The following is a 25,108-nucleotide window of genomic DNA, read 5'->3' as shown; positions in this document are numbered from 1 at the left end:
CCGTGAGCGGGGGCGGCGGGCGTAACTGGCGGCTGGTCCGGGCGAACACCGACGCGGTGCCGTCCTCGGCGCGGCGTTTCATGGCCCGGGCCCGTCAGCGGCGGCTGCGTGCCGCCCTGCCGTGGGCGATCGCGGCCGGGGTGGCCCTGGTGACCGGCGGCCTGGTCTGGACCGTCTACGGCACCCCACTGCTCGGCGTACGCACCGTCGAGGTGGTCGGCGTGCAGTTCCTGACCCCGCTGCAGGTCGAGGAGGCCGCGGCGGTGCCGGCGAAGGAGCCGCTCGCCCGGGTCGACCTGGGCGTCGTGCGGGCCAGGGTGCGCACCCTGGCGGCGGTCGACCGGGTGACGGTGCGGCGCAGCTGGCCGTCCACCCTGGTGGTGGAGGTGGTCGAGCGCACCCCGGTGGCCGCGGTGCCGACCACGGCCGGGAAGTTCTCGCTGGTCGACGCGGCCGGCGTGCCGTACCGGGAGGTGACCCGCCAGCCGGACGGGCTGCCGCTGCTGCGCACCGCGTCGCCCGGCCCGGCCGACCTGAGCACCCGCTCGGCGCTGACCGTGCTCGGCGCGCTCAGCACCGACCTGCGCGAGCAGCTGGTGGCCATCTCGGCGGCCGCGCCCGCGCAGATCAAGCTGCAGCTGACCAAGGACCGGGTGGTGGTCTGGGGCGACGACACCGAGAGCGACAAGAAGAGCCAGGTGGCCACCGCGCTGCTGAAGAAGGCCGACAAGCAGATCGACGTCAGCGCACCGTATTACGTGACGATCCGCTGAGTGGGTGACTAAGCGGACATTTGGGCAGGAACGGCGTATTTTTCAAGAGGTTACGGGCGCGTCGGATATTCGCCACGTAAGCGGGCCTCGACACGCCGCGCCGGTCCTTGGTTGCAGCAATGCATGCGTTTACGTTGCCCCCAGAGGTTGAATGGTTGACATAACCCTAAGCCTCTAGTAGAGGGTGAGGGTTTCCTCGCCCTCCCTTGTACGGCAGCGGTTGTCGAGCTGCGGTTCCTGCCCGGGCCGCACGGGGCCCACGACATCCGCCAACCCCGAAGGGAAGGCTGAGCCCGATGACACCTCCACACAACTACCTGGCGGTCATCAAGGTCGTCGGGATCGGCGGTGGCGGCGTCAACGCCGTGAACCGCATGATCGAGGTGGGGCTCAAGGGAGTCGAGTTCATCGCGATCAACACCGACGCCCAGGCCCTGCTGATGAGCGACGCCGACGTGAAGCTCGACGTCGGCCGGGAGCTGACCCGTGGTCTCGGCGCCGGCGCCCAGCCCGAGGTCGGCAAGAACGCCGCCGAGGACCACCGCGACGAGATCGAAGAGGTGCTCAAGGGCGCCGACATGGTCTTCGTGACGTGCGGCGAGGGCGGCGGCACCGGCACCGGCGGCGCGCCCGTCGTCGCCAACATCGCCCGCAAGCTCGGCGCACTCACCATCGGCGTGGTCACCCGGCCGTTCTCGTTCGAGGGCAAGCGCCGCCAGGTCCAGGCCGAGGCGGGCATCGACGAACTGCGCAACCAGTGCGACACCCTGATCGTCATCCCGAACGACCGGCTGCTCGCCCTGGGTGACCGCGGGATCAGCATGATGGACGCGTTCCGGCAGGCCGACCAGGTCCTGCTCTCCGGTGTCCAGGGCATCACCGACCTGATCACCACGCCGGGTCTGATCAACCTCGACTTCGCCGACGTCAAGAGCGTGATGAGCGGTGCCGGCAGCGCCCTGATGGGCATCGGCAGCGCGCGCGGCGACAACCGCGCGGTCGAGGCGGCCGAGAAGGCGATCTCCAGCCCGCTGCTCGAGCAGAGCATGGACGGCGCGCGCGGCGTGCTGCTCTCCATCGCCGGTGGTTCCGACCTCGGCCTGTTCGAGATCAACGACGCGGCCCAGCTGGTCACCGACGCGGCCCACCCGGACGCGAACATCATCTTCGGTGCGGTCATCGACGACGCTCTCGGCGACGAGGTGCGGGTCACCGTGATCGCGGCCGGGTTCGACGGCGGTACGCCGTCCTACAAGCCGTCCGAGCCGGCCCGCAAGGTCGTCCCGCCGGCCCAGACCGCGCCCCCGGCCAGCACCCCGGTGGTCAGCACCCCGCCGCCGCCGGTCCAGACGCCCCGGCGGGTGCTGTTCGACGACGTGGACGTTCCGGACTTCCTGAAGAACGGTTCCTGAGGGTCCGGTGACCGACGCCGCGCGGCGCGACGAGCTCGCCGCTTCCCTCGCTCAGGTGCGGGAGCGGATAGCGCGCGCCTGCGTGGCGGCCGGTCGGGCACCGGACGAGGTGGCCCTGGTGGCGGTCACCAAGACCTACCCGGCCAGCGACGTCGTGCTGCTGGCCGGGCTCGGCGTCACCGACGTGGGGGAGAGCCGCGACCAGGAGGCGGCGCCCAAGGCCGCCGAGGCGCGCGCCGCCGGTGCCACGCCACGCTGGCACTTCATCGGCCAGCTGCAGCGCAACAAGGTCCGGTCGGTGGCCGGCTACGCGGGCGTGATCGAGTCGGTCGACTCGGTGCGACTGGTGACGGCCCTGGAAAACGCGGTCGCCGGCCGGCCGGAGCAGCTCGAGGTGCTGATCCAGGTGAGCATCGACGGGGATTCGTCCCGGGGCGGCGCGGCCGGCGACGACCTGTGGCGGATATCCGACGCGGTGGCGGCCACGACCGCCCTGCGGCTCGGCGGCGTGATGGCGGTCGCGCCGCGCGACTGGGAGCCGGACCGGGCGTTCGAACAGTTGGCCGTCCTCGCCGCGCAGTTGGCCGGCAAGCATCCCGGCGCGACCACCATCTCGGCCGGGATGAGTGGCGACCTCGAAGCGGCCGTCCGGCACGGCGCGACACACGTCCGGATCGGCACTTCTTTGCTCGGAATGCGAAACCTGCTGCGGTAGCCTTGCGGCGGGCAGCAAACTACATAGGTGTGGTTTTACGCAGCCGGTCCGGATGGGACGGTCGGGGTGCGTCAGGGGGTGGCGGTACGCCGGGGGGCGCGGGCCGCGTAGCGGACTTAAAGGTGGGGGACATGGCTGGTCGGGTCGACGATTTCGCCCGGGTGCGGAATGGGGTGGGGGCATGAGCGCATTTCGGAAGGCGGGCGTCTGGCTGGGCCTGGTCGAGGAGGACGACGAACGCGAGTACTCCGACCACGACTACCGCGAGCCGTCCTACCGCACCCGTGAGCGGGACCGTGATCGTGACCGGGACCGCTACTCGAGCTCTCGGTACATCGATGACGAGGAAGACGAGGCCGACGAGGAGGAGCGCGCCGTGCCGCGCGCCCGCACCGAGCGGACCCGGGTCTCCGAGCGCCTCTCCCGTGCCGACCTCGACGACCACGATCGGGTGGATTCCGGGGAGCGGGCCCGGGTGCGTTCGATCACCCGGCCGAGCACGTCGAGCGACTCGGCGACCCCGCTGAGCTACGCCACCCGGGACAATCTGGCCCTCGCTCCGCAGCAGGTGCACCAGCCGCAGCCCCAGGCGCGGCCGGTCGAGGAGGAGCAGCGGTACCAGATCACCACGCTGCACCCCACTACGTACCGGGAGGCGCGGACCATCGGCGAGCACTTCCGGGACGGTGTACCGGTCATCATCAATCTCACCGAGATGGATGAGGGTGACGCCCGCCGACTGGTCGACTTCGCGGCCGGACTCGCCTTCGGCCTTCGCGGTACGATCGAGCGCGTGACCAACCGGGTTTTCCTGCTCTCGCCGGCGAATGTCCAGGTCACCGCAGAGGACAAGGCCAAAATCGCTGAGGGTGGGTTCTTCAACCAGAGCTGACCCGGCAGAGCTCACCCGAGCGAGGGACCCTCAGACGTGCTGTCGATCCTGTTCCAAATCCTCTACCTTGTGGTCTATCTTTTCGTCCTGGTCCTGCTGGCCAGGTTCGTTCTGTCCGCGGTACTCCAGTACGGACGACGGTGGCAGCCCGGCAGGGGCGCTTCGGCGGCACTCGAAACGGTGTGGAGCGTCACTGACCCACCGCTCAAGGCGTTGAGGCGTGTGATCCCACCGCTGCGCATTGGTAACGTGAGCTTGGACCTGGCATCCATCGTGCTGCTGGTTATCCTGTTCGTGCTCATGGAGTTCGTGCTCAGGAACTTGATTTCGACTTACAGCTAGACAGCAGCCCCCACCGCGGCCGCGACTGACCCGAGGAGTTTCGATGCCGCTGACCCCGGCCGACGTTCATAACGTCGCCTTCAAGAAGCCCCCGATCGGCAAGCGGGGGTACGACGAGGAGGAGGTCGACGCCTTCCTGGATGAGGTTGAGCGCGAGCTCGCCCGTCTGATCGAGGAGAACAACGAGCTGCGCGCCCAGGTGGAGCGCGGCGGCCGGGGTGGCGCGCCAGCCGTCTCGGGTGCCGACCCCCGCCTTGCCGCCGAGCTCAACGACGTCAAGGCGCAGCTGGACCGCGTTCAGCGGGACAAGGCGCAGGCCGAGCAGGCCGCCCGGCAGATGCAGGCCGAGCTGGAGCAGGTCCGGGCCCAGGGCCCGGTCGGTGCGCCGGCCGGCAACACCGGGGACGGCGAGCAGCAGGCCCTGCGGGTGCTGATGATGGCCCAGCGTACGGCCGACGACCACGTGTCGGATGCCCGTCGCGAGGCCGACAAGCTTCTCTCCGACGCCCGTTCGAAGGCCGAGGAGGTCACCCGCGAAGCCCGCGCCAAGGCCGATGCGCTCGAGCGCGACGCCCGTCAGCGGCACCAGGAAGCCATGGGCGGCCTGGACGCCAAGCGGTCGGCGCTGCAGAAGCACATCGAGGAGCTCAAGCAGTTCGAGCGCGAGTACCGCACGCGTCTCAAGGCCTACCTGGAGAGCCAGCTGCGTGACCTCGACGGTCGCGGTCAGGGGCTCGAGGCCGAGATGACCCGTGCCGACTCCGCCCGTGCGGTGGGTGGCTCCGGCGGTCTCGCCGCGGCCGGCCTCGCCGGCTCCTACGGCGGCAGCCGCACCGGCGCCATCGAATCCGGGCGCTGAGTTTTCCCTCCGGTTCCACGACGAGGATGAGCCATGATCGTTGCTAGCCTGCTGCTCATCCTCGTCGCGGTGACGCTGCTTGTCCTGGGCCTCACCGGCGGTTCGAGCAACTTCCTGATCAGTTCGATCGTGGCCAGCCTGCTGGCGGCGGTCGCGCTGGTGATCGGTGCGCGCCAGAACGCGAGCGCCCGCCGTGCCGCCGAGGGGGCGGCGCCGGCCGATCCTCGCTTCGACGATTTTGCCGCCCCGGCCGAGCCGTTCGCAGCCGAACCGGCCGACTCCCCGGCATTCGCCGCCGAGGCCGAATTCGCCGAGTCGCGGTTCGCCGAGTCGCAGCCGCTCCTGGCCGATCAGCCGCTCTTCGAGGACAACGACCGCCGCGAAACCGTCCAGTTCCGGACGGCCGGCGCGGCCGATCTGCCCGAAGACCCGCATGACGAAGACTCCGACCAGGCCTACCATGCCGGGCGCCGGGACGCCGCCGACACCATCGTCGGCACCTCGGGTGCGCGTCCGGCGGATGATCTTCTGGCCGACGACCTTTCGGCCCACGACCTTCCGGCCCATGATCTTCCGGCCCATGACCTACCGGCCGAGCCCGACTACGAGCGGGCCGCCGACGCGATCAACGCCGCGCGCAGCCTGAACCCCGAAGAGCACACGTGGCGCCGGACCGACGCGCACGCCGAGCCGGGCGAGGCCGACCTCATGGAAACCGGACCGGTGAACGCCGGACTGGTCGACGAGGACCTCGGCGATGCCGACGACGACGATCCGGCCGACGAGCCGCTCCCGCAGGTGGTCAGCCCGGGCGACGCGGTCCGGGTGGCCCGGCTCGACGCCGAGGTGCTGGTCGTCGACGGCCGTCCGCGCTACCACGTGTCCGACTGTCAGCACCTGGTCGGCAAGCTGAGCGAGCCGATCCCGGTGAACGAGGCGGTCGAGCTGGGCTTCAGCCCCTGCGGCCTGTGCCGCCCGGTCGACCGCCTGGTGGCGGCGGCCGCCCGGCACTAACGGGGTGCAGCGGCACCTGCACAATGGGGCATGGTCAACCACCCGCCGAAAAGCGCAGGTCTGTCCGTCGCCGTCCGGGTTCGCCCGGGGGCGGGGCGCACCCGGGTCGGCGGGCGGTATGAGGGGCCGCACGGCCCGGCGCTGATCGTCGCGGTCGGTGCGCCGGCGGTCGACGGCAAGGCCACCGAGGCGGTGCGGCGCGCGCTGGCCGACGCGCTCGGCGTACGCCCGGCGGCGGTGGCGCTGAAACTCGGCGCGACCAGCCGGGACAAGGTCTTCACGGTGACCGCGGACGGCGACGGCATCCCGGCCCGCCTGGTCACCCTGCGCGACGGCGCCGGATCGGCGTGACCGGCTACCTCGATCTCGCCCTTCTCGTCGGGGCCGCGGTGCTGCTGGTCGCGGTGTTCGCGGTGCGCGTCTCCACCCGGCTCGGCCTGCCCAGCCTCCTGGTCTACCTCGGGATCGGCATGGTCATCGGGGAGGGCGGCTTCGGCATCCGCTTCGACGACGCGGAGCTGACCCGCACGCTGGGCTTCTGCGCGCTCATCGTGATCATCGCGGAGGGCGGGCTGACCGCGCGCTGGAGCACGCTGCGCCCGGTGCTCGGCCTGTCGGTCTCGCTGGCCACGGTCGGGGTCGCGGTGAGCGTCGCGGTCGTCGGGGTCGCCGGGCACTTCATCCTCGGCCTGGACTGGCGGCTGGCGCTCCTCTACGGCGCGGTGCTCTCCTCCACCGACGCCGCCGCGGTCTTCGCCACGCTCCGGCGCCTGCGGCTTCCGCCACGGCTGGTGACCACCCTGGAGGCCGAGTCCGGCCTCAACGACGCCCCGGTGGTCCTGCTGGTCGTCCTGCTGAGCGCCACGACGGCGGCCACCCACCCCTGGTGGTACGAGATCTCGATCGTCACGTACGAGCTGGTCGCGGGCGCCGCGATCGGGTATCTGGTGGGCGCGGCCGGGAAGTGGACGCTGCGCCGCGCCGCCCTGCCGTCGGCCGGGCTCTACCCGATCGCCGCGGTCGGGCTCACCGTCCTCGCCTACGCGGCCGGCGCCGTCGCGCACGCCTCCGGCTTCATCGCCGTCTACGTGGCCGGGGTGGTGCTCGGCAACGGCCGGCTGCCGCACCGCCGGGCCGTGCTGGGCTTCGCCGACGGTCTGGCCTGGGTGGCCCAGATCGGCCTGTTCGTGCTGCTCGGCCTGCTCGCCTCGCCCGACCGGCTGGCGGCCGCGCTGGTGCCGGCCCTGGTCGTCGGGGTGGCCCTGGTGCTGCTGGCCCGGCCGATCTCGGTGCTGGTCGCCGCGGTGCTGGCCCGGCCGGTGCGCGGCCCGCGCCGGCCCGGCAACCGGGTCGGCTGGCGGGGCACCGCGTTCCTCTCCTGGGCCGGGCTGCGCGGGGCGGTGCCGATCGTGCTGGCCACCATCCCGCTCTCGGCCGGCACCCCGGGCGCGGACGGTCTGTTCGATGCGGTGTTCGTGCTGGTCTTCCTGTTCACCCTGGTGCAGGCGAGCACGCTCGCCCCGGCCGCCCGGCTGCTCGGGGTGACCGCGCCGGCCGAGCTCGCCGAGATCCACGTGGAGATCGCGCCGCTGGAGAACATGCAGGCCGACCTGCTGCAGCTGGACGTGGCGCCGGGATCGCGGCTGTCCGGCGTCTACATCGACGAGCTGCGCCTGCCGGTGGGGGCCTCGGTGACGCTGGTGGTGCGCGACGGCGCCGGTTTCGTGCCCGGCCCGGACACCCGGCTGCGCACCGGCGACGCGCTGCTCATCGTGGCCACGGCGGCGGCCCGGGACGTGGCCGAGCGGCGGCTGCGCGCGGTGAGCCGGCGCGGCCGGCTGGCCCGGTGGTTCGGCGAGGACGGCCGCGAGGAGTCGCCGTAATCGGGAACGGTCGGGTATCTGACCGGCCTGTTTGTGACCTTTGCCCGGTCAAGATCGGGGGGCCGTGTTGTCGGTGCCGGATACGTTCCGTATCCTTGCGAACCTCCGGAGTGCGCGGCTGCCCGTTCAGCCGCGCCGTTTGTGCAGGTGGGGCAAGATCTAACGGCGCGCCCGCGCCCGGGGAAGTGCTACGCCGCCCGTCGGGAACCCTTCCGAGGGGCGCGCGGCCGGCTGTTTCTGGGGGGATCCCGCCGGCAATTTCAGGAGACAGGCAGGCGCGGCCCGGCAGGGGCCGGGACCGGCTGGTCTCGAGGACCGCTGATCGCCGCGCCGGGGGTGCGGCCGAGGGAGCGACGATGGCCAAGGCAACCGATACTCCGACCGCCGCCACCGCCAAGGCCGCCACCAAGCGGACCCGCAGCACGGCCGAGACCGAGAAGATCCGGGTCGCACTCACCGACCGGCTCACCGAGCTGCAGACGGAGTACGACACGTCGATCACCGAGCTCACCGAGCTGCAGCGGGAGCGGCTCGCCGACTCGGCCGGGGACGACCAGGCGGACACCGGCACCAAGACGCTCGAGCGTGAGCAGGAGATCACTCTGGCGAACAATCTGCTGGAGCGGATCAATCAGGTGGAGCGCGCCATCGACCGGCTCGGCGAGGGCAACTACGGTTGGTGCGAGCGGTGCGGCAACGCGATTCCGGTCGAGCGACTGGCGGCGTTCCCGTCCGCGACTCTCTGTGTCTCTTGCAAGCAGTTGGAGGAACGACGCTGAACGCCGACGAGGCAGCGGGCGCGACGGTCGTGGGCGAGCCGGAGCCGGGTCCGAAACCCGGTTTCAGCGGCCGCGCCGTCGCCGTGCTGGGCGCTACCGCGGTGCTGGCCGTGGCGCTCGACCAGTGGATCAAGTGGCTCTCCACCGAGCACCTCACCGAGGGCGAGCCGGTACGCATCCTGGGCGGGCTGATCTATCTGTCGCTGCTGCGCAACAGCGGGGCAGCGTTCAGCATGGGCGAGAACCACACCTGGGTCTTCCCGGTGATCACCCTGGTGGTGATCGGCTGGATCGGTTACATGGCGACCCGGCTGCGGTCGGTGCCGTGGGCCGTCTCGCTGGGCCTGGTGCTCGGCGGCGCCTTCGGCAACCTCGGCGACCGGCTGTTCCGGGCGCCCGGCCCGTTCCACGGGCACGTGGTCGACATGATCAGCCTCTTCGCGCCGTACGCGGAGAAGTTCGCGGTCTTCAACATCGCCGACAGCTGCCTCACGGTGGGTGTCTGCCTGGCGGTGCTCCTCGAGTTGACCGGACGACAGCGCGACGGCCGACGGGTCGTACGCAAGAAAGTGGAGCCGGCGTGAGCGAGCGCACCGAGCGCGAGTTGCCCAGTGGCGCGACCAGCCGGCCGAGGGCCACGAGTCCACGCCCAGGAGGCGCAGCGTGACCCAGCGCTCCCTGCCGGTGCCCGACGGGTTGGACGGCATGCGGCTCGACCAGGCCGTGTCCAGGCTCTTCGGGCTCTCCCGGACCGCCGCCGCGACCCTCGTCGAGGCGGGTGACGCGCTTGTCGACGGCTATCCCCGGCCGAAGTCGGACAAGGTCGCGGCCGGCTCCTGGCTCGAGGTCACGCTGCCCGCGCCGGTCGCGCCGCCGAGCGTGGTGGCCGAGCCGGTGACCGGGCTGACCATCATCTACAGCGACGACGACATCGTGGTGGTGGACAAGCCGGTCGGCGTGGCCGCGCACCCGAGCCCCGGCTGGACCGGACCGACCGTGATCGGCGGGCTCGCCGCGATGGGGCAGAACGTCGCGACCAGCGGCGCCGCCGAGCGGCAGGGCATCGTGCATCGGCTCGACGTCGGCACCACCGGCCTGATGGTGGTGGCCAAGAGCGAGATCGCCTACAGCGTGCTCAAGCGGGCCTTCAAGGAGCGCGAGGTCGACAAGCGCTACCACGCCGTGGTGCAGGGGCACCTCGATCCGCTGCGCGGCACCATCGACGCGCCGATCGACCGGCACCCGACCGCCGACTACAAGTACGCGGTGATGAACTCCGGCAAGCCGAGCGTGACCCACTACGACACGCTCGAGGCGTTCCGCTCGGCCAGCCTGATCGACGTGAAGCTGGAGACCGGGCGCACCCACCAGATCCGGGTGCACTTCTCGGCGATGCGGCACCCGTGCGTCGGCGACCTCACCTACGGCGCCGACCCGACCCTCGCCGCCCGGCTCAAGCTGCACCGACAGTGGCTGCACGCCCGAGAATTGGGGTTCGTCCATCCCCGAACGCACGATGAGGTTCGGTTCGTCAGCGACTATCCTGATGACCTGAAGTACGCGCTGGACGTCCTTCAAGACGCGAGCTGATCTTCGGGGGAGCCATGGGGCCCGCGGAACCCGCGCGGGAGCCGACCGTGGACCGCGCGGCACTCCTACGCATCGCGAGCGGCATGGCCGTCGTCGCGGCGGCCGCCCTCGTGCTCGGCATCATCCTGGCCGGTCGTCATGAGGTCGCGATGTCCGGTGCGGATCCCGGCGCCGTGGTCAAGGTCGGCGTGGTGCAGGGGCAGACGGTCGGCGGCTATCTGCAGTCCACCGAGACCGAGCTGGCCGCGCTCACCGATCCCTCCGCGCCGGCCACCGGCGTCACCTGGGCGCTGGTGAGCCTGGACGACTACATGCCGCCGGGCGCCCTGGCCGGGCTGCTCGACGGTGCCGCGGTGGCCCAGGTCTACACCCGGGTGCCGCTGCCCGGGGCGCACACCCAGGTGGTCCGGATCCCGGTCTACCGGCTGCCGGCCGACGTGCTCTCCGGGATGCTCGATGCCGCCCTCCAGCGCGATCAGGAGCAGGCCGGCTATCAGCAGCTCAGCGAGCGGCTCGACGACAGCGACGTGAACCAGCGGCGGGCCCGCGCGGCGTACGACGCGTCGGCCCGCACGGCGCACGCCGAGGCCGAGGCATACCGGTCGGGGTGTTCGTGCGTCTTCGCGGCCGTGGTGCGGGCCAGCGCGGCCGGTCTGCAGACGGTCGCGGACCGGCCGGGCGTGCGTGCGGTCGACCCGGCGCCCGAGGTTCGGCAGCTCGATCGGGCCGAGTTCCGGCCGCCGCTTCCGGAGCAGGAGGGCACGATTCCGGCAGAGCCGAGCGGATCTCCGATTCCTGTGCCAAACGGCGGTTCAGCCATTGCTTCCCGTACGCCCGCGCCGATACTGTCTTCGTCCGGAGCCCCTGTGACATCTACCTCACCGGTTGTCTCCGACCTCTCGCCTGATTCATCAGCCGCGGCACCGGAGGAGCGGGCTGCGGTGCCCTCAGCAACAGACGCGAGCGCTGCTCAGGGCGTGCCGAGCCCGTGACGAACACATCTCGACAGTCATCCGGCCGTTAGGTTTCTCGTCCGCGAACCGTACGGACGGCCATACGCGTGTGACCTTTGAGGCGTTGTTCGATCAAGGAGACCGGCCAGGGTTGGTCGCTCGGGCAGTGGCCCGAATAGGGTTCGCTCCGTAGCCTGTCATGGGCATAGCACGAGCCGTGGGCATCACCGGAAGTAAGCGCAGGGAGGACGAGCCGTGGATGGGACCGAGACCGGCTGGGGCCGGCCTGCGGAACCAGCCCCGCGTTGGCGGGCGCTGCTCGACCGCGCCCGGCACGGCGCACGCGCCGCCGAGGAGCAGGCCGCCGAGACGGAGCGGGAGGCACCGCCGGCACCGCCGCAGCAGTTCGGCCAGCCACTGCCGACCCGCCGGCCCTACAACCCGCTCGACCCGCGCTCCCAGCAGCCGCCGGCCGGCCAGCAGCCCGGCTACGAGCAGTCCGGTTACGAGCAGCCCGGCTTCGACCAGCGGGCGCCGGAGCAGCAGTTCGAGCCGCGCCCGATGCCGCAGCGGCCGATCAATCCGCTCGACCCGCGCCACCAGGTCCGGCAGCCGTCGCCGCAGCCGCAGCCTTCACCGCCGCCGCACCCCGAGCCGAACGGCCGGCGCGGCGTCCCGGAGCAGCCGCACAGCTTCTTCAGCCCGGCCCCGGCGCCGGCCAGGTCCACCCCGGTGGCCCCGCCCGCGCCGATCGCCCCGCCGCCGATCGCCCCGCCACCGGCCCCGCAGCGTGACTACCCGCGCGGTCGCGCCTCGGCCGCCGCCCCGGTGCGCGCGCCGTCGCCCGCGCCCGCGCCGACCTCACCGGCCGGTGCCCGCATCGAGTGGCGGCAGACCGAGCCGTCCGGCGAGATGGAGCGCGCCGTCGCGGTGCTGCGCCGCAAGCTCGGCAAGCCGCGCGTGCTGGCCTTCGCCAACCCCAAGGGCGGCGTGCACAAGACCACCGCCACCGTGCTGGCCGCGGCCACCATCGGCAGCGTCCGCGGCCGTGGCGTGCTCGCCTGGGACGACAACGAGCTGCGCGGCACGCTCGGCCTGCGGGCCGGCAGCGCCCGGCACGCCCGCACCATCAAGCACCTGCTCGCCGACCTGATGCAGATCGAAAATCTGCACGGCGACGGCCTGCTCAGCGAGCTCGACGCCTACCTGCGGCACGCCTCCGACGGCTCCTACGACGTGCTCGCCGGCGAGGAGAACCCGCGCTTCGCCCAGCGGCTCGACCAGGGCACCGTGCGCCGGGTGATGGACCTTCTGCGCCGCACCCACGACGTGATCTGCGTCGACACCGGCAACAACGTGGAGAGCGTCAACTGGCAGACCGTGATGCGCCAGGCCGACCAGCTGGTGATCACCACCGTGCCCCGCGAGGACGCCGCGTTCACCGCCGACTGGATGCTCGACGTGCTCGACGAGAGCGGCATGGGTGACCTGGTCGCCAACGCCGTGACGTTGATCTCCTGCCCGTCGCCGGGACCGCTGCCGATGCTCGCCGATTTCGCCAAGCATTTCGCCACCCGGACCCGCGGCGTCGCGGTCGTGCCCTACGACCCGTCCCTCGAGGTCGGCTCCTCGATCGAGTACCAGGATCTCCAGCCGGAGACCAAGCAGGCGTGGCTCAAGGCCGCGTCGATGATGATCGAGCCGTTCGCCGAATAGGCCCAGCGCGCCCCTCGAATCTTGTCGGGGGGTCGGACTAGAGTCGCTCGGGTCGTCACAACTTAAGGGGGCCCCGGGTGTCTGACTCGTTCGTGCATCTACATGTGCACACCGAGTATTCGATGCTCGACGGGGCCGCCCGGATCAAAGAGTTGCTCGGCGAGGCCAAACGGCTGGGCATGCCGGCCGCGGCGATCACCGACCACGGCAACATGCACGGCGCCTACGACTTCTACACCCAGGCCAAGGCGGCCGATCTCATCCCGGTGATCGGCGTCGAGGCCTACGTCGCGCCCGACTCCCGCCTCACCAAGAGCCGCGTCAAGTGGGGTCGTCCCGAGCAGAAGGGCGACGACGTCTCCGGTAACGGTGCGTACACCCACATGACGATGTGGGCGCGCAACGCGGTCGGCCTGAAAAACCTCTTCCGGCTCAACTCGCGGGCCTCGATGGAGGGGCAGCTCGGTAAATATCCGCGGATGGACTTCGACATCATCGCGGAGCACGCCGAGGGCATCATGGGCACCACCGGCTGCCCGTCCGGCGCGGTGCAGACCCGGCTGCGGCTCGGCCAGTTCGACGAGGCGCTGAAGTCGGCCGCGATGTACCAGGAGGCCCTGGGGAAGGACAACTACTTCCTCGAGATCATGGACCACGGCCTGTCGATCGAGAAGCGGGTCCGTGACGGCCTGCTGGAGATCGGGCAGAAGCTCGGGATCAGGCCGCTGGTCACCAACGACTCGCACTACGTCTACGAGGCGCAGTCCGAGGCGCACGACGTGCTGCTGTGCGTGCAGACCGGCAGCAACGTGGCCGACCCCAACCGGTTCCGCTTCGACGGCAACGGCTACTTCGTGAAGTCGGCCGACCAGATGCGCGCGGTCGACTCCTCCGATGCCTGGCAGGAGGGCTGCCGCACGACGCTGCTGGTGGCCGAGAAGGTCGACATCGACGGCATGTTCACCTTCAAGAACCTGATGCCCCGGTTCCCGATCCCGGAGGGGTATTCGGAGGAGGAGTACTTCCGGCACGTCGCGTTCGAGGGCCTGCACCGGCGCTTCCCGGACGGCATCCCGGAGACGCACATCAAGCAGGCGGAATACGAGTTGGGCGTGATCATCCAGATGGGCTTCCCGGCCTACTTCCTGGTGGTCGCCGACTTCATCCAGTGGTCGAAGAACAACGGCATCGCGGTCGGCCCCGGCCGTGGTTCCGCCGCGGGCTCCCTGGTGGCCTACGCGATGGGCATCACCGACCTCGACCCGCTGCCGCACGGCCTGATCTTCGAGCGGTTCCTCAACCCCGAGCGCATCTCGATGCCCGATGTCGACATCGACTTCGACGAGCGCCGGCGCGGCGAGGTCATCAAGTACGTGACCGACCGCTGGGGCGAGGACAAGGTCGCGCAGATCGCCACGTTCGGCACGATCAAGGCGAAGGCCGCGATCAAGGACTCGGCCCGGGTTCTCGGTTACCCCTACTCGGTCGGCGACCAGATCACCAAGGCGATGCCGCCGGATGTGATGGGCAAGGGCATCACGCTCTCCGGCATCTTCAACAAGGACGACAAGCGGTACAGCGAGGCCGGCGAGGTCCGCTCGCTGTACGAGGGGAACCCCGACGTCAAGAAGGTGATCGACACCGCGCGCGGGATCGAGGGCCTGATCCGGCAGACCGGTGTGCACGCGGCCGGCGTGATCATGTCGGCCGAGCCGATCATCGACCACATCCCGCTGATGCGCCGGGCCTCGGACGGCGTGATCATCACGCAGTTCGACTACCCGACCTGCGAGACGCTCGGCCTGCTCAAGATGGACTTCCTGGGCCTGCGAAACCTGACGATCCTCGACGACGCCGTCAAGAACATCAAGCTCAACCACAGCCTCGACCTCGACCTGCTGGCCCTGCCGCTGGACGACCCGGCAGCATACGAATTGCTGGCCCGGGGCGACACGCTCGGCGTCTTCCAGCTGGACGGCGGGCCGATGCGGTCGCTGCTGCGGCTGATGAAGCCGGACAACTTCGAGGACATCTCGGCCGTCCTGGCGCTCTACCGGCCCGGCCCGATGGGCGTCGACTCGCACACCAACTACGCGCTCCGGAAAAACCAGCTCCAGGACATCACCCCGATCCATCCGGAGCTGGAGGAGCCGCTGCGCGAGATCCTCGAGCCCACCTACGGCCTGATCGTCTATCAGGAGCAGGTGCAGCGCGCCGCGCAGATCCTGGCCGGCTACACGCTCGGCCAGGCCGACCTGCTCCGCCGGGCGATGGGTAAGAAGAAGAAGGAGATCCTCGACAAGGAGTTCGGCCCGTTCCAGCAGGGGTGCATGGAGCACGGCTACTCCAAGGAGGCCATCCAGGCGGTGTGGGACGTTCTGGTCCCGTTCGCCGGCTACGCGTTCAACAAGGCGCACTCCGCGGCGTACGGTCTGGTGTCCTACTGGACCGCCTACCTCAAGGCGCACTACCCGGCCGAATACATGGGTGGGCTGCTCACCAGCGTCGGCGACGACAAGGACAAGATGGCGATGTACCTGGCCGAGTGCCGGCGCATGGGCATCCAGGTCCTGCCGCCCGACGTCAACGAGTCGGCCGGCCCGTTCACCCCGGTCGGCAAGGACATCCGGTTCGGTCTGGCCGCGGTCCGCAACGTCGGGCACAACGTGGTCGAGGCGGTCGCCCGCTGCCGTAAGGAGAAGGGTAAGTATCAGGACTTCTACGACTTCCTGTCGAAGGTGGATGCGGTCGCCTGCAACAAGAAGACGATTGAATCGCTGATCAAGGCGGGCGCCTTCGACTCGATGGGGCACAGCCGCAAGGGCCTGCTCGCCGTGCACGCCGAGGCCATCGACGCGTACGCGGATGTGAAGCGCAACGAGGCGGCCGGCCAGTTCGACCTGTTCGGCGCGTTCGGCGACACCGACGGCGGCAGTGCCGCGACCGTCGCCATGCCGACCATCGGCGACAGCGAGTGGGACAAGCGCGACAAGCTGGCCTTCGAGCGCGAGATGCTCGGGCTCTACGTCTCCGACCACCCGCTCGCCGGTCTCGAGCAGCTGCTCGCCAACTCGGCCGACACCACGATCGCCGCCCTCAACGAGGAAGGCTCCGTCCCGGACGGCCAGGTGGTCACCCTGGCCGGCATCCTGACCGGCGTGCAGCGGCGGATCACCAAGCAGGGCCGGGCGTGGGCGTCGGCGACCCTGGAAGACCTGGCCGGCGGGGTCGAGGCGCTGTTCTTCCCGAACACGTACGAGGTGATCGGGCAGTACATTGCCGAGGACGCGATCGTGATCGTGAAGGGCCGGATCGACCGGCGCGACGACACCCCGCGCATCATGGCGATGGACATGTCGCTGCCGGATGTCACCCACAACCCGGACAGCAAGCCGATCACCCTCACCATGCCGATCACCCGCTGCACCCCGCCGCTGGTGACCGAGCTGAAGGACATCCTGATCAGCCATCCCGGCGACGCCGAGGTGCACGTCCACCTGCAGAACGGCAGCCGCACCACGGTCCTGCGCCTGGGCGCGGTCCGGGTCGCGCCGACCCCCGCGCTGCGTGCCGACCTCAAGACGATCCTCGGCCCCTCCGCAGTTGCCTGACCGGACCTGGCAGGATCGTAGGGTGAATCCGAGTGAGGAGACGCCCGGTTACGGCCTGGCCCATCCGTCCGGTCCCGAGCCGGAGCCCGAGGCGGCTCCGCGCTGGTGGGAGCTGAACATCACCACGCGCCGGCCGTGGCGGCGCACCGCCGCGGTCGCGGTGCTGAGCGCGGCCGTCGTGCTCGCCCTCGGCGCCCCGTTGGGCCTGCTGTGGGCGTGGCTCGCGCCGGCCGTGCCGGTCGTGCAGACCGGGCAGGGCATCGTCATCAACGACTCCTCGCCCGAGGAGTACATCGCCGCCGACGGCTGGTACACGTTGCTCGGCCTCGGCTTCGGCCTGCTCGTGGCGGTGGTCGCCTGGCTGGTGCTGCGCCGCGACCGCGGCCCGTTCCTGCTGGCCGGCGTGATCGCCGGGGCGCTCGGCGCCGGTTACCTGGTCGGCCCATGGGTCGGCGAGATGGTCGGGAAGAGCGCCTACCAGCAGTGGAGCGAGACCGCCGCGCGCGGCGCCACCTACCTGGCGCCGCCCGAGGTGCACTCGACCGGGCCGATGCTGGTGCCGGCGTTCGCGGCGGCGATCGTGCTCACCCTGCTGGCCGGCTGGTCGAACGACCCCGACCTGGAGCATCCCGGCGCGCGACCCGGTTACGGGCCGAACAACGTCGCGGCCGAGAACGAGTGGCCGCCGCCGCAGGAGCAGTTGGTCGAGGAATCCGAGCCGGGCCGCCCGATCAGTTAGGGCTGGCGGGCCGGGCCAGATCCGACAGCGGCACCGGCACCGCGCGGACCTTGGCGAGCAGCCCGGCCTCACGGTTGAGCAGCTTCAGCTCGGCGCGCAGCCGGCTCGCCGTGTCCGGCGCGGCCAGCAGCAACTGCCGCTCGTCGGTGGTCAGCTGGGCGGTGGCGGCGATCAGGTGCGACAGCACGGTCGGGTCGGCGGGGACCGCGTCGAGCGCCTCCGAGTCGGGGCGCAGCAGGTCGAGGTAGGTGCGGAAGGCAGCCAGCGCGCGCGGGGCCAGCGCCGCGGCGATCTCGTCGGCGGACTCCTCGGGCAGCCACTCGACCCGGGCGGTCAGGTAGGGCTCGGCGCCCTGCTGCACGTCGAGGATCGTGAAGCGGCGGCGGCCCACGGTCATGATGTCGAAGCGACCGTCCGGCAGCTCGGTCACCTGGCGCAGCTCGGCGGTGCAGCCGACCGGGTAGAGATCGTCGGTCTTCACCGCCGCGGGCTCCGGGCCGGAATCGTCGTCGGCCGCCGGGGACGGTGCCTCGGCGCCGCGGCGGAGAGTGACCACCCCGAACTCGTGCGGGCCGTCCTCCGGGCTGGCCACCAGCTCACGGACCAGGGAACGGTAGCGTTCCTCGAAGATGTGCAGGGGCAGCACGAGGCCGGGAAACAGCACCGTACCCAGGGGGAATACAGGTAGCCGCTCGCTCACGGCCTCAGCCTATCGGCCGCCTCACCATGGTCAACCCTGGCACCGCCGTGGCGGGGTAAAGGGGCGGGGTGCGGGGGGCACCGCGGACGCGAGGAACTTTTGTATAGTGCCGCCGTGTCCCCATCGAGTACCGCCACTGTCGACGACACGGTCGTCATGACGTACGACGAGCCGTCCGGCTGGCGGCAGCGGCTCGCGCCGTGGCGCCCGGCGCTCGTGGCGGCGTTCGGTTCCTGGCTCGCCGCGAACGTCGCGTACGTGGTGGCCAGCGTCTACACCTGGCGGGTCACCAAGACGCCGGCGCCGGGCCTGCCCGACATCGGCAACACCTGGCACCACCAGGACGCCACCTTCTACACCCAGATCGCCGAGCGGGGCTATCACGCCAACCCGGACTCGGTGGCGTTCTACCCGCTCTACCCGATCACCGTGCGGGTGGTCGACTGGGTGCTGCCGGGCCGGGCGCTGATCGCCGCGTTCGCGGTGACAACGGTCTGCGCGTACCTGCTGCTGGTGGTGATGTTCCGGCTGGTGGAGACCGAGTTCGACACGAGGGTCGCGGGCCGGTCGATCGCCTTCCTGGCCGCTTTCCCGACCGCGTTCTTCCTGTTCGGGGCGTACAACGAGTCGATGTTCGTGCTGCTCTGCGTGGCCAGTCTCTACGCCGCGCGCCGGTCGAACTTCTGGCTGGCCGGGGCGTTCGCCGGGCTGGCCGGTGGCACCCGGCTGTTCGGGCTGCTGCTGGCGGTGCCGGTCGCCTGGGAGTATTTGCGGCAGCGCGACGGGAAGCTCGGCCGGATCCGCTGGGACGTGCTGAGCTTCGGCCTGATGCCGCTCGGCCTGATCGCGTACATGATCTATTGCAAGGTTTCCTGGGGTAACTGGCTCGCGTTCGTCGACGCGCAGAAGCACTGGGACCGGCAGTACACCTGGCCCGGGCACGCGCTGTGGGACGGGATGAAGGCGATCGGCGGCATGCCGTGGCTGAACGAGTGGCACACGCTCACCCTGTTCGAGGTGGCTGCCACCCTGTTCGCGATCGTGCTGACCGTGCTGGGCTTCGTCGGCCCGTGGAAGTTCCGCAAGGATCAGTATTATCTGCTGCTCGCCACGGTGCTGCCGCTGCTGCTGACCAACTGCACCATCGTCGGCAACAACCGCTGGCTGATGTCGGCGCCGCGGTTCGTCCTGGAGTACACGGCGATCTTCATCGTGCTGGCCCGGATCGGGAAGAGCCCGGCCTTCGAGAAGGTCTACATCGCCGCCGGTTACATGCTGCAGGCGCTGATGCTGGCGACCTTCCTGCTGGACGTGACGTTCGTGGCTTGAGAGCCGCGTCTCACGCGGTGGGCCCGGGCCGGTGGCAGGCGCCGGGCCGGGGAGCGGGCCGCCTAGAATTGCGGCGTGCTGAAACTGACTGACCTGCGTGGCTCCCGCCGGGATCCCCGGGGCATCCTGCCCCGGGCACAGCTGGACGTGTCTGTCGCCGTCGAGCGGATCCGTCCGGTGGTCGAGGCGGTCCATCAGCGCGGCTTCGCCGCCATCCAGGAGGCCACCAGCCGGTTCGACGGGGTCGAGCTGACCCGGCTGCGGGTGCCCAAGGAGGCCATCACGGCCGCCGGAGAGGCCCTGGAACCGGAGATCCGGGAGGCCCTGCTCGAGTCGATCAAGCGGGCCCGCAAGGTGCACCGCGACCAGCGCCGCTCGGATGTCACCACTCAGGTGGTCGACGGCGGCACGGTCACCGAGCGCTGGGTGCCGGTCGAGCGGGTCGGGCTGTATGTGCCCGGCGGCCTGGCCGTCTACCCGTCGACCGTGGTGATGAACGTGGTGCCGGCCCAGGAGGCCGGGGTGGATGCGCTGGTCGTGGCGTCGCCCCCGCAGAAGGAGAACGGCGGCCTGCCGGATGCCCGGGTGCTCGCCGCCTGCGCGCTGCTCGGCGTCGACGAGGTCTACTCCGTCGGTGGCGCCCAGGCCGTCGCGATGCTCGGCTACGGCTCCGACGGCGCCGACGAGGGTGACCGCTGCGAACCGGTCGACGTCATCACCGGGCCGGGCAACATCTGGGTCACCGCGGCCAAGCGCCTGCTGCAGGGCACGGTCGGGATCGACGCCGAGGCCGGGCCGACCGAGATCGCCATCCTGGCCGACGAGACCGCCGACCCGCGGCACGTCGCCGCCGACCTGATCAGCCAGGCCGAGCACGACCCCCTGGCGGCCAGCGTGCTGGTCACCGACTCGGAAGCGCTGATCGCGTCGGTCGAGGCCGCGCTCGCCCCGATGGTCGCGGCCACCAAGCACGCCGAGCGGGTGCGCACCTCGCTGACCGGCGAGCAGTCCGGCGTGGTGCTGGTCGACGATCTGGAGCAGGGGCTGGCGGTGGTCGACGCGTACGCGGCCGAGCACCTGGAGATCCAGACGCGCGACGCGCGGCAGTGGGCCATGCGGGTCCGTAACGCCGGCGCGATCTTCGTGGGGGCGTGGTCGCCGGTCTCGCTGGGGGACTACGCGGCCGGCTCCAACCACGTGCTGCCGACCGCGGGCTGCGCGCGGCACTCCTCGGGGCTGTCGGTGCAGTCGTTCCTGCGCGGCATCCACGTCATCGAGTACGACGAGGCCGCGCTCAAGGACGTCGCCAAGCACGTGGTCACCCTGGCCAACGCCGAAGACCTGCCGGCGCACGGCGAGGCGGTCCAAGTGAGGTTCGGCCGATGAGGATCGACGATCTGCCGATCCGGGACGATCTGCGCGGGCAGACGCCCTACGGCGCGCCGCAACTCGACGTGGCGGTGCGGCTCAACACCAACGAGAACTCGTACGCCCTGCCGGACGACGTGGTCGAGGCGATCGGCAAGGCGATGCAGGCCGAGCTGCGCGATCTCAACCGCTACCCGGACCGGGATGCGATTGCTTTGCGTACGGCGCTGGCCGATTACCTGGGGCACGGGCTGACCGTGGCCAACGTGTGGGCGGCCAACGGGTCGAACGAGGTGCAGCAGCAGTTGCTCCAGGCGTTCGGCGGGCCCGGTCGGTCAGCCCTCGGGTTCGGGCCGTCGTATTCGATGCACCCGCTGCTCGCGCTGGGGACCGGAACGCGCTGGATCGGCGCGCTCCGCGACCCTGATTTCAGCCTGAATCCGGATAAAGCGGTGGCAGCGCTCGAAGAGCACGACCCGGACCTGGTCTTTCTCTGCTCGCCGAACAACCCGACCGGGACGGCGCTCGACCCCGACGTGATCACGGCGGTCCTTGAGGCGGCTCGCGGCATGGTCATCGTGGACGAGGCTTACGCGGAATTCGCCCGCGAGGGCACCCTGAGTGCGCTGACGCTGCTGCCCGAGCACCCGCGCCTGGTCGTCAGCCGCACGATGAGCAAGGCGTTCGGGTTCGCCGGCGGCCGGCTCGGCTACTTCGCGGCGGGCCCGGCGGTGGTCGACGCCGTCCAGCTGGTGCGACTCCCGTACCACCTGAGCTCGCTGACCCAGGCCGCCGCCCGCGCGGCGGTGGCGCAACGTGACGCTCTGCTCGCGACCGTCGAGGCGATCAAGGAGCAGCGTGACCGGATCGTCAGCACGCTGCGTGAGCGCGGCCACCGGGTGGCCGACAGCGATGCCAACTTCGTTCTGTTCGGGGTAGGCGGCGACCAGAAAATCGCTTGGCAGCGCCTGCTCGACCAAGGTGTATTGATCCGCGACGTCGGCCTGGCCGGCTGGCTGCGGGTGACCGCCGGGACCCCGGCCGAGACCGACGCGTTTTTGCAGGCAACGGAGGCCCTGAAGTGAGTCGCACCGCGAAGGTGGAGCGCGTCACCAACGAGACCAAGGTGCTCGTCGAGATCGACCTCGACGGCACCGGCAAGGGTGACCTGAACACCGGGGTCGGCTTCTACGACCACATGCTCAACCAGCTCGCCAAGCACGGCGGGTTCGACCTGACCGTGCGCACCGAGGGCGACCTGGAGATCGACGCGCACCACACGATGGAGGACACCGCCATCGCCCTCGGCGAGGCGTTCGCCCGCGCGCTGGGCGACAAGGCCGGCATCCGGCGGTACGGGTCGGCGACGATCCCGATGGACGAGGTGCTGTGCCGGGCCGCGGTCGACCTGTCCGGCCGGCCCTATGTGGTGCACGACGAGCCGGAGCTGGCGCCCTACGTCGGCCCGGTCTACCCGACCAGCATGACCCGGCACATCTTCGAGTCGTTCGGCTTCGCGGCCAAGGTGACCCTGCACGTCAGCGTGCTGCGGGCGGCCCGCGACGGCGGCAAGGCGGACGCCCACCACGTGGTCGAGGCGCAGTTCAAGGCGTTCTCCCGGGCGCTGCGCGAGGCCGTCGAGATCGACCCGCGCAACGCCGGCGCGCTGCCGTCCACCAAGGGCGTGCTCTGATGGCGGTCGTCTGCTTCATCGTCGCCGGCTTCCTGGTCGGCGGCGTGATCCAGCTGGTCAGGTCGGGTGCCACGAAGTTCAGCGTGGGGCTGGTCGGCGTGCTCGCCGCGCTGGCCGTCGCGGGCGGCGTGGCCTGGATGCTTCCCGGAGGCTCGTGATGACCTCGGTCGTGGTGCTCGACTACGGGTCGGGCAATCTGCGGTCGGCCGAGCGGGCCGTCGCGCGCACCGGTGCGGACGTGACGGTGACCAGTGACCTCGACGCGGCGGCGGCCGCGGACGGGCTGTTCGTGCCGGGGGTGGGCGCCTACGCGGCGTGCATGGCCGGGATCGAGCAGCTCGGGGCCGGGCCGGTGATCGCCGAGCGGGTCGCGGCCGGCAAACCGGTCATCGGGGTCTGCGTCGGCATGCAGATCTTCTTCGACTCGGGCGTCGAGCACGGGGTGGAGACCAAGGGCCTCGGCCTGCTGCCCGGCGTGGTCAGCAAGCTCGACGCCGCGCGCATCCCGCACATGGGCTGGAACACCGTCGAGATTCCGGACAATTCCGAAGTGTTCCAGGGCCTGCCCGCGGATGTCCGGTTCTACTTCGTCCACTCGTACGCAGCACGGGATCTTGATCTTCTGAAGAGCGCCGGCGCCACGGTGACCACCGCGAGCCACGATCGGCCGTTCGCGGCCGCGGTCGAGCTCGGCAGCCTCACCGTCGCCCAGTTCCACCCGGAGAAGTCGGCCGACGCCGGTTACGCGGTGTTGCGCAACTGGGTCGCCGGGCTGTAACCGAAGTGTCCAAGGAGCGGGCGAAGAGACGCGCCGAGCGGCTGGCCGTACTCGAGAAGCAGAAGGCCGGCCGGGCCCGGAAGGTGGCCCGCCGGCAGCGTCGCCGGCAGTTGGTCCGCAAGCTCACCCCGCGGGTGGGCCGCACCGGCCGGCTGTACCGCCGCAGTCGCCGCGAGCGCCTCGGCATCCTGGTGGTGGCGCTGGTCGCCGCGGCCGCGGTCTGGCTGTTCGTGCCCGAGCTCGGGCTGCGCATCGTGCTGACCATCGTGATCGTTATGGCCCTGCCGGCCCTGGTAGTCCTCGTCCTGGGCCGGAAAGCATGAAGGAGAAACCGTGACCCTGACCCTGCTGCCGGCCGTCGACGTCGCCGACGGCCAAGCCGTCCGCCTCGTGCAGGGCGCCGCCGGTTCGGAGACCGCCTACGGCGACCCGCTCGACGCCGCGCTGGCCTGGCAGAACGACGGGGCCGAGTGGGTGCACCTGGTCGACCTGGACGCGGCGTTCGGGCGCGGTTCCAACGCCGGCCTTCTCGCCGACGTGGTGCGGCGGCTCGACGTGAAGGTCGAGCTGTCCGGCGGTATCCGCGACGACGAGTCGCTGACCCGTGCCCTCGCCACCGGCGCGGCCCGGGTCAACATCGGCACCGCGGCCCTCGAGGACCCGGAGTGGTGCGACCGGATCTGCGGCGAGTACGGCGACCGGGTCGCGATCGGCCTCGACGTGCGCGGCCGTACTCTCGCGGCGCGCGGCTGGACCAAGGACGGCGGCGACCTCTACGAGGTTCTCGCCCGGCTCGACAAGGCGGGCGCGTCCCGCTACGTCGTCACCGACATCACCAAGGACGGCACCATGCGCGGGCCCAACCTGGACCTGCTGCGCGAGGTGTGCGCGGCCACCGACAAGCCGATCATCGCCAGCGGTGGCGTGTCCACCCTGGACGACCTGCGCGCCCTGGCCACCCTGGAGTCGATCGGGGTGGAGGGCGTGATCGCCGGCAAGGCGCTCTACGCGGGCGCGTTCACGGTGGCCGAAGCCCTAGCGGTGTTGGGCCCACGCTGATCGGAGGGCTCGCTCGGCCGCTTTGATGGCCGGGCGGGCCGCCGCGGCCTCGCGCCAGGCGATGACGATCTTCCGGCGGGGCTCCGGGGTGAGACGGACGACCCGGACGCCCTCGGGGAGCGTGGGGCGGCCGAGCCGCGGGATGACCGCCACCCCGAGCCCGGCCGCGATCAGCGTCAGCTGGGTCTCGAACTCGACCACGTGGAAGTCGGGCTGCACCCCGGGCTGCACCCGGACCAGCCACTCGTGGCAGATGTCGCCCATCTTCGCCGCGATCCAGCGTTCGTCCCGGCACTTCGCGAGCGTCGTCGAGCCGGTCAGGCGGTGGCCGCTCGGCACGATCAGGTCGGCGGTGTCCCAGCCGAGCTCGACGTGCGCGATGCCGGCCGGATAGTGCAGCGCGACCTCCGGCCAGTCGTCCAGCACCGCCAGGTCGACGTGGCCGCGGTGCAGCGCTTCCAGGCCCTCGTGCGGGTTCACCTCGATCAACCCGGTGGACAGCTGCGGATGCTCGGACGCGAGCCGGTGCAGCGCCCACGGCAGCAGCGCGCGGCAGGCGGTGGCGAACGCGGCCACGGTGAGCCGGCCGGTGACCGTGTCGCGGTGCGCGGCGAGGGCCGCCTCGGCCTCGTCGACGGTGGCGAGGACCCGCTCGGCGTGCTGGGCCAGCAGCCGCCCGGCCTCGGTGAGGCGCAGGCCGCGCCCGTCCTTCTCGACCAGTGTGGTGCCGGTCTCCCGCTCCAGCTTGGCGAGCTGCTGGGACACCGCCGACGGGGTGCAGTGCAGGGCCTGGCCCGCCGCCAGGACGGTCTTGTAGCTGGCCACGGCGTGGAGGGCGCGCAGGCGGCCCAGGTCAATCATGTAGTGAAGCTACAACATGACTAAAGCACTATTCGATGGTGC

The 25,108-nt window shown here is 71.0% G+C and carries 26 protein-coding genes; 24 read left to right on the top strand and 2 right to left on the bottom strand.

Annotation, left to right across the window (positions count from 1 at the left end):
* Positions 1-2 precede the first annotated feature (2 nt).
* The 16 genes from Adu01nite_RS44650 (at position 3) to Adu01nite_RS44575 (ending at position 17,278) form a co-directional block, all read left to right on the top strand.
* Entirely contained in the window at positions 3-773 is a 771-nt protein-coding gene (locus tag Adu01nite_RS44650) for a cell division protein FtsQ/DivIB (protein WP_239133184.1), read from the top strand.
* A gap of 296 nt (positions 774-1,069) precedes the next feature.
* The gene (gene ftsZ, locus Adu01nite_RS44645; RefSeq protein WP_203735473.1) at positions 1,070-2,185 is read left to right on the top strand and encodes a cell division protein FtsZ; all 1,116 of its coding nucleotides are present in this window, start codon (positions 1,070-1,072) and stop codon (positions 2,183-2,185) included.
* Between the two features lie 7 nt (positions 2,186-2,192).
* Positions 2,193-2,900 (top strand): YggS family pyridoxal phosphate-dependent enzyme, encoded by a 708-nt coding sequence (locus tag Adu01nite_RS44640; RefSeq protein WP_203735472.1) that lies wholly within the window; start codon positions 2,193-2,195, stop codon positions 2,898-2,900.
* A gap of 181 nt (positions 2,901-3,081) precedes the next feature.
* Positions 3,082-3,792, top strand: a complete 711-nt coding sequence (locus Adu01nite_RS44635) for a cell division protein SepF (RefSeq protein WP_203735471.1) — start codon at positions 3,082-3,084, stop codon at positions 3,790-3,792.
* Between the two features lie 36 nt (positions 3,793-3,828).
* On the top strand, positions 3,829-4,134 hold the full coding sequence (locus Adu01nite_RS44630) for a YggT family protein (protein ID WP_203735470.1): 306 nt from the start codon (positions 3,829-3,831) through the stop codon (positions 4,132-4,134).
* 43 nt (positions 4,135-4,177) lie between these two features.
* Positions 4,178-4,993 (top strand): DivIVA domain-containing protein, encoded by an 816-nt coding sequence (locus Adu01nite_RS44625; protein WP_203735469.1) that lies wholly within the window; start codon positions 4,178-4,180, stop codon positions 4,991-4,993.
* Between the two features lie 33 nt (positions 4,994-5,026).
* The gene (locus Adu01nite_RS44620) at positions 5,027-6,007 is read left to right on the top strand and encodes a hypothetical protein (RefSeq protein ID WP_203735486.1); all 981 of its coding nucleotides are present in this window, start codon (positions 5,027-5,029) and stop codon (positions 6,005-6,007) included.
* A 30-nt stretch (positions 6,008-6,037) separates the two neighbouring features.
* Positions 6,038-6,358, top strand: coding sequence for a DUF167 domain-containing protein (locus tag Adu01nite_RS44615; RefSeq protein WP_203735468.1), 321 nt, complete (start codon positions 6,038-6,040; stop codon positions 6,356-6,358).
* The gene (locus Adu01nite_RS44610; RefSeq protein WP_203735467.1) at positions 6,355-7,890 is read left to right on the top strand and encodes a potassium/proton antiporter; all 1,536 of its coding nucleotides are present in this window, start codon (positions 6,355-6,357) and stop codon (positions 7,888-7,890) included. Before Adu01nite_RS44615 ends, Adu01nite_RS44610 begins: the two co-directional genes overlap by 4 nt.
* A gap of 356 nt (positions 7,891-8,246) precedes the next feature.
* Positions 8,247-8,669, top strand: a complete 423-nt coding sequence (locus Adu01nite_RS44605) for a TraR/DksA family transcriptional regulator (protein WP_203735466.1) — start codon at positions 8,247-8,249, stop codon at positions 8,667-8,669.
* Positions 8,670-8,698: 29 nt separating this feature from the next.
* Positions 8,699-9,253, top strand: a complete 555-nt coding sequence (lspA, locus tag Adu01nite_RS44600; RefSeq protein ID WP_275414781.1) for a signal peptidase II — start codon at positions 8,699-8,701, stop codon at positions 9,251-9,253.
* Positions 9,254-9,374: 121 nt separating this feature from the next.
* On the top strand, positions 9,375-10,259 hold the full coding sequence (locus Adu01nite_RS44595) for an RluA family pseudouridine synthase (protein ID WP_239133185.1): 885 nt from the start codon (positions 9,375-9,377) through the stop codon (positions 10,257-10,259).
* Between the two features lie 47 nt (positions 10,260-10,306).
* Positions 10,307-11,251 (top strand): ribosomal eL19 family protein, encoded by a 945-nt coding sequence (locus tag Adu01nite_RS44590; RefSeq protein WP_203735463.1) that lies wholly within the window; start codon positions 10,307-10,309, stop codon positions 11,249-11,251.
* A 216-nt stretch (positions 11,252-11,467) separates the two neighbouring features.
* Positions 11,468-12,928, top strand: coding sequence for a MinD/ParA family ATP-binding protein (locus tag Adu01nite_RS44585; protein WP_203735462.1), 1,461 nt, complete (start codon positions 11,468-11,470; stop codon positions 12,926-12,928).
* A 77-nt stretch (positions 12,929-13,005) separates the two neighbouring features.
* A complete protein-coding gene (gene dnaE, locus Adu01nite_RS44580; protein ID WP_203735461.1) occupies positions 13,006-16,539 on the top strand; it encodes a DNA polymerase III subunit alpha in 3,534 nt (1,177 codons plus the stop codon).
* Between the two features lie 22 nt (positions 16,540-16,561).
* Positions 16,562-17,278, top strand: coding sequence for a hypothetical protein (locus Adu01nite_RS44575; protein ID WP_203735460.1), 717 nt, complete (start codon positions 16,562-16,564; stop codon positions 17,276-17,278).
* On the opposite strand, the gene Adu01nite_RS44570 is transcribed toward Adu01nite_RS44575, so the two are convergent.
* Complete coding sequence (locus Adu01nite_RS44570; RefSeq protein WP_203735459.1) at positions 17,271-17,978, bottom strand: LON peptidase substrate-binding domain-containing protein; 708 nt, start codon at positions 17,976-17,978, stop codon at positions 17,271-17,273. The two genes, Adu01nite_RS44575 and Adu01nite_RS44570, sit on opposite strands and share 8 nt — an antisense overlap.
* 114 nt (positions 17,979-18,092) lie before the next feature.
* Between Adu01nite_RS44570 and Adu01nite_RS44565 the strand changes: the two genes are divergently transcribed.
* From Adu01nite_RS44565 to priA, 8 genes are all read left to right on the top strand, one after another.
* On the top strand, positions 18,093-19,307 hold the full coding sequence (locus Adu01nite_RS44565; RefSeq protein WP_203735458.1) for a mannosyltransferase family protein: 1,215 nt from the start codon (positions 18,093-18,095) through the stop codon (positions 19,305-19,307).
* A gap of 75 nt (positions 19,308-19,382) precedes the next feature.
* A complete protein-coding gene (gene hisD, locus Adu01nite_RS44560; RefSeq protein WP_203735457.1) occupies positions 19,383-20,693 on the top strand; it encodes a histidinol dehydrogenase in 1,311 nt (436 codons plus the stop codon).
* Complete coding sequence (locus Adu01nite_RS44555; RefSeq protein ID WP_203735456.1) at positions 20,690-21,760, top strand: histidinol-phosphate transaminase; 1,071 nt, start codon at positions 20,690-20,692, stop codon at positions 21,758-21,760. Before hisD ends, Adu01nite_RS44555 begins: the two co-directional genes overlap by 4 nt.
* Positions 21,757-22,368: an imidazoleglycerol-phosphate dehydratase HisB gene (gene hisB, locus Adu01nite_RS44550; protein ID WP_203735455.1), complete on the top strand. Its 612-nt coding sequence runs from the start codon at positions 21,757-21,759 to the stop codon at positions 22,366-22,368. The genes Adu01nite_RS44555 and hisB overlap by 4 nt, the downstream gene beginning before the upstream one ends.
* The gene (locus Adu01nite_RS44545; RefSeq protein WP_203735454.1) at positions 22,368-22,526 is read left to right on the top strand and encodes a CG2302 family histidine operon protein; all 159 of its coding nucleotides are present in this window, start codon (positions 22,368-22,370) and stop codon (positions 22,524-22,526) included. The genes hisB and Adu01nite_RS44545 overlap by 1 nt, the downstream gene beginning before the upstream one ends.
* Positions 22,526-23,146 carry an imidazole glycerol phosphate synthase subunit HisH gene (gene hisH, locus Adu01nite_RS44540; RefSeq protein WP_203735453.1) on the top strand — a complete coding sequence of 207 codons (621 nt, stop codon included), beginning with the start codon at positions 22,526-22,528 and terminating at the stop codon, positions 23,144-23,146. Before Adu01nite_RS44545 ends, hisH begins: the two co-directional genes overlap by 1 nt.
* A 5-nt stretch (positions 23,147-23,151) precedes the next feature.
* The gene (locus tag Adu01nite_RS44535; RefSeq protein WP_203735452.1) at positions 23,152-23,469 is read left to right on the top strand and encodes a hypothetical protein; all 318 of its coding nucleotides are present in this window, start codon (positions 23,152-23,154) and stop codon (positions 23,467-23,469) included.
* Positions 23,470-23,479: 10 nt separating this feature from the next.
* Positions 23,480-24,205: a bifunctional 1-(5-phosphoribosyl)-5-((5-phosphoribosylamino)methylideneamino)imidazole-4-carboxamide isomerase/phosphoribosylanthranilate isomerase PriA gene (gene priA / locus Adu01nite_RS44530; protein WP_203735451.1), complete on the top strand. Its 726-nt coding sequence runs from the start codon at positions 23,480-23,482 to the stop codon at positions 24,203-24,205.
* On the opposite strand, the gene Adu01nite_RS44525 is transcribed toward priA, so the two are convergent.
* The gene (locus Adu01nite_RS44525; protein ID WP_203735450.1) at positions 24,182-25,066 is read right to left on the bottom strand and encodes a LysR family transcriptional regulator; all 885 of its coding nucleotides are present in this window, start codon (positions 25,064-25,066) and stop codon (positions 24,182-24,184) included. The two genes, priA and Adu01nite_RS44525, sit on opposite strands and share 24 nt — an antisense overlap.
* Positions 25,067-25,108 lie beyond the last annotated feature (42 nt).

The organism is Paractinoplanes durhamensis (genome assembly GCF_016862175.1).
Lineage (GTDB): Bacteria > Actinomycetota > Actinomycetes > Mycobacteriales > Micromonosporaceae > Actinoplanes > Actinoplanes durhamensis.
This window is presented reverse-complemented; position numbering and strand designations above follow the sequence as displayed.